We start from the raw sequence: 12,659 nt of genomic DNA, 5'->3' as shown, positions 1-12,659 counted from the left end.
AACTAAGGAGTCGCATGAAACTATCCCGCACCATCCCCGCGCTGCTGCTCGCGCTCGGCATCTCCACCGCGCAAGCCGTCGAGCTGTGCACCGTCATCCTCGACACCAGCAGCCACCAGGTACTACTGCAGCGCGGCGAGTGCGCTCAACAGGTCACGTCAGCATCCACCTTCAAGATAGCGATCAGCCTGATGGGCTACGATGCAGGATACTTGAAAGATGCCCACCATCCGCTGCTGCCGTTTCGCGAAGGCTACGTGGACTGGCGCGAATCGTGGCGTTCGCCCACCGATCCGACCAAGTGGATGCAGGAGTCGGTGGTCTGGTATTCGCAGCAGATCACGCAGTCACTGGGCATGGAGCGCTTTGCCGGCTACGTCAAGCAGTTTGAGTACGGCAATACCGATGTGCGTGGCGATGCCAGAAACGATGGCCTTACCATGTCGTGGATTGGCTCCTCGCTCAAGATCTCGCCGCTGGAGCAGGTACGGTTCCTGGATCGCCTGGTCAACCGCCAACTCGGCGTGAGCAACAACGCTTACGACGCCACCGCCAGCCTGGTGCGGTCGAATGCGACACCCGGCGGTTGGACCCTGTATGGCAAGACCGGCGCCGCCTCCGGCTACGGCTGGTACGTGGGCTGGACCAGCAAGGGCCAGCGCACGCTGGCCTTTGCGCGCCTGATCCGCAAGCAAGCCTCCGACCCGCAGGACACGCCGGCAGGAGTGCTGGCCCGCGAGGCGTTGATCGCGGAATATCCGGCGCTGGTAGAATCGTTGCAACACCAGGTCAACGGAGGATGACATGAAACGCGTCACCGGCATCGGCGGTATCTTCTTCCACGCAAAAGACCCGGCCGCACTGCGCGCCTGGTACCAGCGTCATCTCGGCATCGACGTCCAGGCCTGGGGTGGCGCCACCTTTCCCTGGAAAGCTGCGGGCGGCAGCACCATCTGGTCGATCGGCGCGGCCGATACCACGCCGTTCGCGCCGGGCCAGGCGTCGTTCATGGTCAACTACCGGGTGGACGACCTCGACGCCCTGCTGGCCATCTTGCGCGACGAAGGCTGCCGGGTGCTCGACAAGGCCGACGATTCCGAATACGGCAAATTCGGCTGGGTGATCGACCCCGAGGGCAACAAGGTCGAACTGTGGCAGCCGCCGGCCGCGCAATAGGTCCCAGGTTTCAGGCGCGGCGGTGCTTCGCAAAAAACTCCAGCATCATGCGGGTGGCGTCCGGTCCGGCCTTGGCGTTGAATTTGAGGGCGGGATCGCCGCCGCTCCAGGCGTGGTCGAGGGCGTCGATGCGGGCCACCCGCAGCAGCAGCTTGCGGCCGTCGTAAAAATCGTCGATGCGGTGGGCGTTGTGGCGGGCGTTGCTGCCCTGCGCCTTGTGGGTAATTTTTGCCGGCGCATCATGCGCCAGGCCGTTGATGGCCAGTCCCTGGCGCGCCAGTTGCATCTGGTTGATGGGACGCACCACGCTGTCGCCCTCGCCTGCGATCAAGATCGTCGGCATGCCGGGGAAGCGCGCATGGCGGGCCAGCACTTCGCGCACGGCCAGGTCGGCGCGCAGGGCGGCGCCGTGCTGCATCACGCCCAATGCGCCCATGGTGCTGTGGCCGGCGCCGAACACAGGACCGGAATGCAGGCCTACGGCGGCAAACAGTTGCGGATGGTTGAGGGCCAGGATATTGGCCATGCCGGCGCCGGCTGAAATGCCGGCCACGTACACCCGCGAACGGTCGATGGCGTAAGCGCCCGCCACCTTGTCGATCATGGCCACGATGGTGGACACGTCGCCGCCGCCCTCCTGGGTGGCGCGGTCATACCATTTCCAGCAGCGCTGGGCCTGGTTGCTGACCAGTTGTTGCGGATAGAGCACGGCGTAACCCTTGCGCTCGGCCCACTGGTTCATCCGCGAACCCTGGGCGAACTGGGTGGCGGTCTGATGGCAGCCGTGCAGCATGACGATTAGCGGCAGGCCTTGTGCGACGGCTTCCTCGGGGGTATTTTGCGGCAGGTACAGCCAGAAACTCATGCGGTGGCCGTTGGCGCTCTCGACGTGGGAGGTCAGCCATTTGCCGGGCGCGGTGTTGGTAGTTGCCGGCGCTGGCGCGGACCTGCGGGCAGCCGGCTTGGCGGTCGAAGGCGCTGGTTTGACCGACGGGGTGGTTGAAGAGGCCTTCGGCTTGGCACGGGCCTTGCGCTTGGGCGCTGACGCTGGCGCTGGCGTCAACATCGCCGTCATCAGCTTATTGACAGCAACGCCATGGCGCGCAGTCTTGATCGACGTGCGCATCAGACTGCGGAGCAAACCAGCGGCTTTCTTCATCGGGCCTCCTAGGCTTCGGGGTCAGTGCCGACATTCGGACATCGGAGAACTCTTTGGTTGAAGTGTAATTCAATAAATAAGTTCAAAAATGTCCGAATGTCGGCACTGACCCCGAACTTGATTAGCGTTGCATCGATTCCCACACTTTTTGCAGGCGCTTCACCGATACCGGCATCGGGGTGCGCAGTTCCTGGGCGAATAGCGAGACGCGCAGCTCTTCCAGCATCCAGCGGAACTCGACCAGTTTCGGGTCGGTGTTCTTGCCGGCGCTCTTGTCGCGGTTCAGGCGCTGGTAAGGCGCAGCGGCCAACTGCCAGTCGGCCATCAGCTTGGCGTCGCGGGCGGGGTCGGCGCGCAGCTTTTCGATGCGCACGTTCATCGCCTTCAAGTAACGCGGGAAGTGCGCCAGCTGGCTGTAGTCGTTGTCGGACAGGAAGCGCTTGTGCACCAGGCCCTGCAACTGCCCTTGCATGTCGGCAGCTGCCGCTTGCGGCAAGCCTTGCAGGCGCTTGGGCAGGCCGTGGAATTCGGTCAGCACTTGCGACAGCAGGCGCGCCACTTCGTTTACCAGCAGCACCAGGCGTGACTTGCCCTCGTCCTTGCGCCTGGTAAAACTGGCGGCATCGACCGGCAACGGGTCTTGCAGGCAGGCGATGTCGAGCGCCTTGTTGATGATCTCGTCGCGCAGTTCTTCCTGCGTGCCCATCGCCATGTACTGCATGCCCATCTGCTGCAGGTTGGGGATGCTTTTCTCGATAAACTTGATCTGGTCCTTCATCTGCAAGGCGAACAGGCGGCGCAGGCCCTGGCGGTGGGTACGCGCTGCCACGGTCGGGTCGTCGAAGACTTCGAGGTCGCAGTGGGTGCGCTTGTCCACCAGTGCCGGGAAGCCGATCAGCGTGAGTTTGCCTTGCGGGATTTCGAGCAGCTCAGGGAGTTCGCCGAAGGTCCAGTTGGTGAGGTTGGTCAGGTTGGAAGGTGCGGCGGCAGTTTGATTACCTGGGGCGGACGACGATGCACGCTCAGTATGGATCCCCGCGTTCGCGGGGATGACGGACTTTGCGCTGACAATGCTGCTTACGCCCGCCGTTTTCGAACCGGATGCAGTCGTGCCCGACGTCTCCGCCATCTTCTGGAAACTCTCGCGCGCCTGGGTGCCGAATTCGGCTTGCAGGGTGGCCAGGTTGCGGCCCATGTCGAGTTGACGGCCGTGCTCGTCGATCACCTTGAAATTCATGAAATGGTGGGCGGGCAAGGTTTCCGGCTTGAAGTCGGTGGTCAGCACGGCAATCGTCAGTTGCTTGCGGATGTCGGCGATGATGGCGTCGATCAGGTCGCCCCGGCCAAACACGCCCGCTTCGTTCACGCGCTCGCAGAATTTGGCGGCGTAGTCGGGCAGCGGCACGCAGTGGCGGCGCAGCTTTTGCGGCAGCGATTTGAGCAGCAGGTGCACCTTCTCTTTCAGCATGCCCGGCACCAGCCACTCGCAGCGTTCGCGCGGCAGCTGGTTCAGTGCGTACAGCGGCACGGCCAGGGTCACGCCATCGCGCACGCTGCCCGGCTCGAAATGGTACGTCAATCCCAGCTCCAGGCCGGTTACCGACATGATCTTCGGGAACAGCTCGGTGGTGACGCCGGCCGCTTCGTGGCGCATCAGCTCGTCGCGATTGAGGTACAGCAGCTTCGGTTCGGCGGCGGTGGCGTCCTTGTGCCATTTTTCGAAGCCGGCGCCGTTGACCACGTCAGCGGGAATCAGCTTGTCGTAAAACGCGGCGATCAGTTCATCATCGACCAGCACGTCGAGGCGGCGCGACTTGTGTTCGAGGTTTTCGATTTCCTTGATCAGCTTGTGGTTGTGGGCGAAGAATGGCGCGCGCGTCTCGTAATCGCCGCCGACCAGTGCATCACGAATAAAAATTTCGCGCGCTTCGGTCGGGTTGAAGGCGCCGTAGTTGATGCGGCGCTGGCTGTACACGACCAGCCCGTACAAGGTGGCGCGTTCGGACGCGGTCACCTGCGCCGAGCGTTTTTCCCAGCGCGGCTCGCCCCACGATTTTTTCAACAGGTGACCGCCCACTTTTTCCAGCCATTCCGGCTCGATCCGGGCCACGCAGCGCGCGTACAGGCGCGTGGTGTCCACCAGTTCGGCCGCCATGATCCACTTGCCCGGTTTTTTCAGCAGCGACGAGCCCGGCCAGATATGGAACTTGATGCCGCGCGCGCCCAGGTAACCGGCGCCCGGTTCGTCTTCGCTCTTGAAGCCGATATTGCCGAGCAAACCAGTCAGCAGCGCCAGGTGCAGGTTTTCGTACGTGGCTGGCAGTTCATTGACGCGCCAGCCCTGCTCTTTTACCAGCGTGACCAGTTGCGAGTGGACGTCGCGCCATTCGCGCAGGCGCAATTGTGAGAGGAAATTGGTACGGCAGTTGTCCATCAACTGGCGGTTGGTTTTCTTGTGCTCGATGGCGTTTTCGAACCAGCGCCAGATTTTCAGGTAGCTGAGGAATTCCGATTTTTCATCGGCGAATTTTTTATGCGCCTCGTCGGCCGCCTGCTGGTGCTCCATCGGGCGGTCGCGCGGGTCCTGCACCGACAGCGCCGACGCGATGATCAGCACTTCGCTCAGGCACACGTTATCGAGCGCGGCAAGGATCATGCGACCCACGCGCGGGTCGAGCGGCAGCTTGGCCAGCTTCTGGCCCAGCGCGGTCAGCTGGTTATATTCGTCGACCGCACCGAGTTCCTGCAGCAACTGGTAGCCGTCGGCAATCGCCCGCGCCAGCGGCGGCTCGATGAACGGGAAGCTTTCCACGTCGGTCAGGTGCAGCGACTTCATGCGCAGGATGACGGACGCCAGCGACGAGCGCAGAATTTCCGGCTCGGTAAACTTGGGGCGCAGCAGGAAGTCCTGCTCGTCGTACAGGCGGATACACACGCCATCGGCCACGCGCCCGCAGCGGCCGGCGCGCTGGTTGGCGGCCGACTGCGCGATCGGCTCGATCTGCAGCTGCTCCACCTTGTTGCGGTAGCTGTAGCGTTTTACCCGCGCCAGGCCGGCATCGACCACGTAGCGGATACCGGGCACCGTCAGCGAGGTCTCGGCCACGTTGGTGGCCAGCACGATGCGACGCGCATTGCTCACCTTGAACACGCGTTCCTGCTCCTCGGCCGACAGGCGCGCGAACAGCGGCAGGATTTCCACGTGCGGCGGGTGGTGCTTGCGCAGCGCTTCGGCGGTGTCGCGAATTTCGCGCTCGCCCGGCAGGAACACCAGCACGTCGCCGGAGCCGAGGCGCGCCAGCTCATCGACCGCATCGACTACCGCATCCATCAGGTCGCGCTTCTCGCGCGCGGCGGCGGTGCGCTGTCCTTTGCCTTCGGCGTTGGCAATCGCGGCCGCATTGCCGCCCGGGTTGGCCTTGTTGGGGACATCGCTGTCGATCGGCCGGTAGCGCACTTCTACCGCGTAGAGGCGGCCCGACACCTCGATCACCGGCGCCGGCTTGTCAACCGTGCCGAAGTGGCGCGAGAAGCGGTCGGCGTCGATGGTGGCCGAGGTGATGATGATTTTCAGGTCGGGACGGCGCGGCAGCAATTGCTTGAGATAGCCGAGCAGGAAGTCGATATTGAGGCTGCGTTCGTGCGCCTCGTCGATGATGATGGTGTCGTACGCCTTGAGCAGCGGGTCGGTCTGGGTTTCCGCCAGGAGGATACCGTCGGTCATCAGCTTGACCGACGCGCCTTTTTGCAGGGTGTCGGCAAAACGCACCTTGAAGCCCACGTGCTGGCCCAGCGGCGAATTGAGTTCGGCAGCGATGCGCTTGGCGGTGGACGACGCGGCGATCCGGCGCGGCTGGGTGTGGCCGATCAGGCCTTTCTGGCCACGGCCCAGTTCCAGGCAGATCTTCGGCAACTGGGTGGTTTTACCGGAGCCGGTCTCGCCGGAGACGATGATCACCTGGTTGGCCTGCAACGCGGCGGCGATCTCGTGGCGGCGGCCGGAGACGGGCAAGTCTTCCGGGAACGTGATGGGCGGCAGCGGCGTGCGGAAATTGCGCTCGGCCTCCCGCGCCTCGCGCGCGGCTTCCCTGGCGGCCTGCTCTTCCGGCGTCAGGCGCGGGCGGTCAGCTTTACCCCGCACGGCAGAACCTGGGGTCGGACCCCGTACGGGGTCCGACCCCGTCCTGCTGCGGGGTGCACCTCTTAAAGCCTGTGCTAACTGGCTTTGTGGACGGGTCTGGGGGCTTTTAGGCTTGTTGCTGGCTTCTGACATTGTTTTTTACAAGTATAGGGTGCGGAATTCGCGCACCGAATTATAATGCCGGTAATGGAAAACCCTACCCAATTCGTCCAATGGCTGCGTTCAGTCGCGCCGTACATCCACGCCTTCCGCGGCAAGACCTTCGTGGTCGCCTTTCCCGGTGAACTGGTTTCCGCCGGCGCCTTGCAGGTGCTGGCCCACGATCTGTCGCTGCTGCACGCGCTCGATATCAATGTGACCGTGGTCTACGGCTCGCGCCCGCAGGTGGCCGAGCAGCTGGCCCTGCGCAATGTCGAGGGGCGCTTTCACAACGGCGTGCGCATCACCGATACGGCCGCCATGGAGTGCGCCAAGGAAGCCGCCGGCGAGCTGCGCCTTGATATCGAGGCCGCGTTCAGCCAGGGTTTGCCCAATACGCCGATGTCGAATGCGGCAATCCGTATCATTTCCGGCAACTTCATCACGGCCCGTCCGCTGGGCGTGATCGACGGCGTGGACCTGGAACTGACCGGCGTCACCCGCAAGGTCGATGCCGAAACCATCCACTCCATCCTCGGCTCCGACGGCCTGGTGCTGCTCTCGCCGCTGGGCTTCTCGCCCACCGGCGAGGCGTTCAACCTGACCATGGAAGACGTGGCGTGCAGCGCGGCGATCGCCCTGCATGCCGACAAGCTGGTCTTCATCACCGAAACACCGATGATGACCGACGCCGGCGGCACCGAAATTCGCGAGCTATCTTCGCACATGGCCGAAGCGGTGCTGGGCGCCGGCTTCCTCGACGACGCCACCGCCTTCTACCTGCGCCACTGCATCAAGGCGTGCGACAACGGCGTGGAACGCTCGCACATCGTGCCGTTCGCGATGGACGGCTCGGCCCTGCTCGAATTGTTTACCCACGATGGCGTGGGCACCATGATCTCGCACGAAAACCTCGAATCGCTGCGCAAGGCCACCATCGAAGACGTGGGCGGCATCATCAAGCTGATCGAACCGCTGGAAGCGGACGGCACGCTGGTCAAGCGCGGCCGCGAGCTGATCGAACGCGAAATCGACTATTTTTCGGTGATCGAGCACGATGGCGTGATTTTCGGCTGCGCCGCGCTGTACCCGTTCCCGGAACACAAGATGGCCGAAATGGCATGTTTGACGGTGAACCCGGAAGTGCAGGCCCAGGGCGACGGCGAGCGCATCCTGAAGCACATGGAAAACCGCGCGCGGGCGCTGGGCGTGACCAAGCTGTTCGTGCTCACCACGCGCACGTCGCACTGGTTCCAGAAGCGCGGCTTCGTGCCGGCCACGGTCGATGCATTGCCCAAGGATCGCCAGCACATGTATAACTGGCAGCGCAAATCCCAGGTCCTGATAAAATCTTTATAAATAAGTCTTTATAAATAAGTCTTTATAATGACGTTTTTACGTTACAGCTTTAGGAGCAAGACAGATGGCCCGCACCGTACATTGCATTAAACTCAACAAAGAAGCCGAGGGCATGGATTTCCCACCAGTTCCTGGCGAAATGGGCAAGAAGATCTACGAGTCGGTTTCGAAAGAAGCGTGGGCCGCGTGGATGAAGCACCAGACCATGCTGGTCAACGAAAACCGCCTGAACCTGGCCGACCTGCGCGCCCGTAAATACCTGGCGCAGCAGATGGAAAAGCATTTCTTCGGCGACGGCGCCGATGCGGCGATGGGCTACGTGCCACCGACCGAGTGATACCCAAGTAATCCCGAGTGATACGTTAGCGGTTGGTCCGTCATCCCCACGAAGGCGGGGATGACGGATTTCAAGCTAACGTAGCTCCCCGTAGTATTCAGAACTTCAGGGTTTTCACGCCCTCTGCCATTCCCAGCAGGCACACATTGGCGCCACGCGCGGCGAACAGCCCTACGGCGATCACGCCCACGATCTGGTTGATCTGCGCTTCCAGCGCCACCGGGTCGGTAATCGACAATCCCGACACATCGAGTAACTGGCCGCCGTTGTCGGTCACGAACGCTTCCTGGCTACCCGGCTGCAAGCGCAGCTTCGGCACGCCGCCGAGCGCGGTCAATGCGCGTGCAACGGCTTCGCGCGCCATCGGCACCACTTCCACCGGCAGCGGGAATTTGCCCATCACGTCCACCAGCTTGGAGCCGTCGGCGATGCAGACGAACTGCTTCGAGACCGACGCCACAATCTTTTCACGCGTGAGCGCCGCGCCGCCGCCCTTGATCATGGCGCCGGAAGCGTCGATCTCGTCGGCGCCGTCGATGTACACGGCGATCGCTGGCACGTCGTTGAGGTCATACACCTCGATGCCGTGGCCGCGCAGGCGGGTGGCGGTCGCTTCGGACGACGCCACGGTGCCCTTGATGCGATGCTTGATCTTGGCCAGCTCGTCGATGAAGAAGTTGGCGGTCGAGCCGGTGCCGACACCGATGATTTCGTTGTCCACCACGTAGTCGATGGCGGCGCGGGCTACGGCTTGTTTCAATTCGTCTTGAGTCATGGTTTTTCTACAAATAAAAGGAATGGCGGGGAAATCAGTGGCGCTATTTTAACGGATAGCTGCCAAGCAAAACCCTATTATGCGAGAATGGGTCATAGATCCCAGCCAGGAGGTGACATGACCGACGTTGCAATCGAGCAAACGAAAACCGTGTTGATTGTCGATGACAGCCGCGTCTCGCGGATGATGGCGCGCCAATATATTCTGCACCTGCAACCGGGCTGGAACGTGGTCGAGGCCGGCACTGGCGAAGAGTCGCTGGACAAGGCGCGCGCAGCCCTGCCCGACCTGGTGCTGATGGACGTCAACATGCCCGGCATGGGCGGCATCGCCGCCGCCGAGCAACTGCGGCGACTATCATCCACGCTACCGATTTCCCTGCTGACCGCCAACGTGCAGTCGGCCACCCGCGAGCGGGCCGAAGCGCTGGGGCTGGGCTTCATGGAAAAGCCGATCACCGAGGCGCGCATCGCCCAGTTGCTGGCCCTGGCGGGAGGCTGACATGGTCAACCTGTCCGAGCTGGAAAACGATGCGCTGATCGAAATCTTCAATATCGGCGTGGGCCAGGCCGCCGCCTCGATGAGCGCGCTGGTCAGCGAGGAAGTGCGCATGTCGGTGCCGTCGATCAGCTTCATCAACCGCGCGGACGCGGCGCGCCTGCTCGGCAGCCGCCTCGCTGTCGAGGCCGACGCGCCGGACCGCATTTGCGGCGTCAGCCAGCACTACGAAGGCGCGTTCGATACCGACGCCATCCTCATGTTCCCCGAAGACAAAAGCCTGGAACTGGTGCGGCTGATGGTCGGCGAAACCGTGTCCCTGCAAGAGCTGACCGACATGGAGCAGGAAGCCATGTGCGAAATCGGCAACATCATCCTCAATGCCTGCATCGGCACGCTGGCCAATGTGTTTCAGCAGGAGCTGCGCGGATCGTTGCCGGAATACCACGTCGGCACCAGCAACGAGATCCTCGGCGTCTCCGGCAGCGAGCAAGGCAGCGTGGTGCTGATGCTGCACATTGATTTCGCGCTCGACAAGCACCAGATCCTCGGCTACGTCGCCTTTGTGCTCGACGTTTCGGCGCTGCACGACCTCAAGGAACAGATCACCCGCTACATCGCGCGCGCGATGGGGCAAGCCTGAGGTGGCGCACTTGCCGATTGCACGGGACCCCTCGCTGGAGTTGCTGCACAGTGTGCTCAACGCGATCACCCTGGGCGCGGTGGTGCTCGACTCCGACCGCCGCGTGGTGCTGTGGAACGACTGGATGAGCAGCTACGCGCAGATCCCGCGCGAGCAGGCGCTGGGCGCCGACTTCCTGGCGCTGTTCCCGGCCCTGCGCGGCAGCCGGGTGGACGCGGCCATAGACCAGGCCCTGCGCCACCATTTTCCGTCGCTGCTGTCGCAGTCACTGAACAAGGCGCCATTCCCCTTGTACGCCAATGCCGCAGCGGCGCGGCTGGACGAGCGCCTGCAACAGGCGGTGGCGGTCACGCCGGTCGAGGTGAGCGGCGCGGCGCGCCACTGCCTGATCCAGATCACCGATGTCAGCATCGCCGTGGGCCGCGAAAAGCTGCTGCGCGAACAAACCCTGGTGCTGCGCTCGCAAACCTTTGCCGACGGCCTGACCGGCATCGCCAACCGCCGCCATTTCGACGTCGCCATCGAGCGCGAACACCGGCGCGCGCGCCGCCATGGCACGCCGCTGTCGCTCCTGATGATCGACATCGACCACTTCAAGGCCTATAACGACCACTATGGCCACCAGAAGGGCGACCAGTGCCTGATCCAGGTGTCCGCCGCCCTGGCAGACATGCTCAGGCGCTCGGCCGACCTGATGGCGCGCTATGGCGGCGAGGAATTCGCCGTGATCCTGCCCGACACCGACGCCGCCCAGGCCGCGCAGATGGCCGAAGCGATCCGCGCCCGCGCCCAGGCGCTGGCGATTGCCCATGCGCACGGCGGCGATAGTGGCGTGGTGACGGTCAGCATCGGCGTGGCCACCCGCAGCGCCGCGTCGCCGGTGGACATCGACACCCTGATCGGCAACGCCGACCGCGCCCTGTACCGCGCCAAGAAAAACGGCCGCAACCGGGTGGAAGCGCAACTGCCCGGATAGCACACATCACCAGGAGACCTCACTTGCCCGACACCGCCACCCTCGCTACGCCATTGCGGCGCATTGCCGACCTGCCCGGCCCGCGTCCCTGGCCGCTGGTGGGCAACCTGCTGCAAATGCGGCCACTACGCTTTCACCAGGACGTGGAGGCATGGTGCCGCGAATACGGGCCGCTGTTCCGGATGTCGCTCGGGCCGGTCCAGGCGCTGGTGGTGTGCGACCACAAGCTGGTCTCGGCAGCGCTGCGCGACCGCCCCGACGGCTACCGCCGCCCGGCTGTTACCGAGAGCATCGCCAAGGAAATGAAGGGCCGGCCCGGCGTATTCCTGGAAGAAGGCGCGGCGTGGCGCGAGCAGCGGCGCATGGTGATGGCGGCGCTGGCGCCGCACGCGGTCAAGGCCTATTTTCCCTCGCTGGTCGCGGTGGCGCTGCGGCTGCAACGGCGCTGGGCCACCGCCGCCGACAGCGGCGCGACCATCGACCTGGCCGATGATCTCAAGCGCTACAGCGTGGACATCGTGGCAGGACTGGCCTTCGGCACCGAGGTCAATACCCTCGACGGCGGCGAGGACGTGTTACAGCGCCACATGGACCGCATCCTGCCGGCCGTGTCGAAACGTTCGCTGGCGCTGTTTCCGTACTGGCGCTACGTCAAGCTGCCGGCGGACCGCGAGCTCGACCACAGCATCGCCGCGCTCAACACCGCCATCGACGCCCTGGTGGCCGACGCGCGCGTCCGCCTGGCAGCCGACCCGGCACGGCGCGCACGTCCCGCCAACCTGCTCGAAGCGATGATCTGCGCGGCCGAAGACGATGGCGCCGGCCTGGCCGAAGACGCCGTGGCCGGCAACGTCACCACCATGCTGCTGGCCGGCGAAGACACCACCAGCCACACGCTGGCCTGGATGCTGTACCTGCTGCAGCAAAATCCGGCGGCGTTGCAGGCAGCGCGCGCCGAAGTGCAGCGCGTGGCGCCCGATGCCAGCGCCTTCACCATCGAGCAGATGGACGCGCTCGACTACATCGACGCCTGCGCCCAGGATGCCATGCGCCTCAAACCCGTGGCGCCGTACATTCCACTCGAGGCGCTGCGCGACAACGTGGTGGGCGACGTCGCCGTGCCGGCCGGCAGCCTGGTGTGGCTGGTGATGCGTCACGACAGCGTCAGCGACGACCACGTGGCGCGCGCCGCCCAGTTCGACCCAAGCCGTTGGCTCGATGGCGGCGCCGTGAACAAGCAGGTGTCGATGCCGTTCGGCGCCGGCGTGCGCACCTGCCCCGGGCGCTACCTGGCACTGCTGGAAATCAAGATCGCCACCGCCATGCTGCTGGGCAGTTTCGACATCGCCTCCGTGGCGACTGCCGACGGCAGCGCGCCGCAGGAGCTGTCCGGTTTTACCATGTCGCCGATCGGCCTGCGCATGCGTCTGCGTCACGCATCAACTTCCGGAGTATGA

Annotated in this window: 11 protein-coding genes; 8 read left to right on the top strand and 3 right to left on the bottom strand. The window is 64.1% G+C overall.

Going from position 1 to position 12,659, the window contains the following annotated elements:
- Positions 1–14 precede the first annotated feature (14 nt).
- Both blaOXA and DUPY_RS13270 read left to right on the top strand, forming a co-directional pair.
- The gene (gene blaOXA / locus DUPY_RS13275; RefSeq protein WP_070248750.1) at positions 15–803 is read left to right on the top strand and encodes a class D beta-lactamase; all 789 of its coding nucleotides are present in this window, start codon (positions 15–17) and stop codon (positions 801–803) included.
- Position 804: 1 nt separating this feature from the next.
- The gene (locus DUPY_RS13270) at positions 805–1,176 is read left to right on the top strand and encodes a VOC family protein (protein ID WP_070248748.1); all 372 of its coding nucleotides are present in this window, start codon (positions 805–807) and stop codon (positions 1,174–1,176) included.
- 10 nt (positions 1,177–1,186) lie between these two features.
- Here DUPY_RS13270 and DUPY_RS13265 read toward each other — a convergent pair whose 3' ends face one another.
- On the bottom strand, positions 1,187–2,335 hold the full coding sequence (locus DUPY_RS13265; RefSeq protein WP_229255355.1) for an extracellular catalytic domain type 1 short-chain-length polyhydroxyalkanoate depolymerase: 1,149 nt from the start codon (positions 2,333–2,335) through the stop codon (positions 1,187–1,189).
- 121 nt (positions 2,336–2,456) lie between these two features.
- On the bottom strand, positions 2,457–6,608 hold the full coding sequence (gene hrpA, locus DUPY_RS13260; RefSeq protein ID WP_070248747.1) for an ATP-dependent RNA helicase HrpA: 4,152 nt from the start codon (positions 6,606–6,608) through the stop codon (positions 2,457–2,459).
- A 54-nt stretch (positions 6,609–6,662) separates the two neighbouring features.
- On the opposite strand from hrpA, the gene argA reads away from it, so the two are divergent.
- Together argA and DUPY_RS13250 are read left to right on the top strand one after the other, a co-directional pair.
- A complete protein-coding gene (argA, locus tag DUPY_RS13255) occupies positions 6,663–7,973 on the top strand; it encodes an amino-acid N-acetyltransferase (protein WP_019922773.1) in 1,311 nt (436 codons plus the stop codon).
- A 64-nt stretch (positions 7,974–8,037) separates the two neighbouring features.
- Entirely contained in the window at positions 8,038–8,310 is a 273-nt protein-coding gene (locus DUPY_RS13250; protein WP_019922774.1) for an oxidative damage protection protein, read from the top strand.
- A gap of 97 nt (positions 8,311–8,407) precedes the next feature.
- Here DUPY_RS13250 and rpiA read toward each other — a convergent pair whose 3' ends face one another.
- Complete coding sequence (rpiA, locus tag DUPY_RS13245; protein WP_070248746.1) at positions 8,408–9,085, bottom strand: ribose-5-phosphate isomerase RpiA; 678 nt, start codon at positions 9,083–9,085, stop codon at positions 8,408–8,410.
- A gap of 117 nt (positions 9,086–9,202) precedes the next feature.
- Here rpiA and DUPY_RS13240 point away from each other — a divergent pair, with 117 nt between their 5' ends.
- The 4 genes from DUPY_RS13240 to DUPY_RS13225 are packed head-to-tail and all read left to right on the top strand — an operon-like array spanning position 9,203 to position 12,659.
- Positions 9,203–9,586, top strand: a complete 384-nt coding sequence (locus DUPY_RS13240; RefSeq protein WP_070248745.1) for a response regulator — start codon at positions 9,203–9,205, stop codon at positions 9,584–9,586.
- 1 nt (position 9,587) lies between these two features.
- Positions 9,588–10,226: a chemotaxis protein CheC gene (locus DUPY_RS13235; protein WP_070248744.1), complete on the top strand. Its 639-nt coding sequence runs from the start codon at positions 9,588–9,590 to the stop codon at positions 10,224–10,226.
- A 10-nt stretch (positions 10,227–10,236) separates the two neighbouring features.
- Positions 10,237–11,202 (top strand): diguanylate cyclase domain-containing protein, encoded by a 966-nt coding sequence (locus tag DUPY_RS13230; RefSeq protein ID WP_229255354.1) that lies wholly within the window; start codon positions 10,237–10,239, stop codon positions 11,200–11,202.
- A gap of 23 nt (positions 11,203–11,225) precedes the next feature.
- Positions 11,226–12,659: a cytochrome P450 gene (locus DUPY_RS13225; RefSeq protein WP_070248742.1), complete on the top strand. Its 1,434-nt coding sequence runs from the start codon at positions 11,226–11,228 to the stop codon at positions 12,657–12,659.

It is taken from the genome of Duganella phyllosphaerae (assembly GCF_001758785.1).
GTDB lineage: Bacteria > Pseudomonadota > Gammaproteobacteria > Burkholderiales > Burkholderiaceae_D > Rugamonas > Rugamonas phyllosphaerae.
This window is presented reverse-complemented; position numbering and strand designations above follow the sequence as displayed.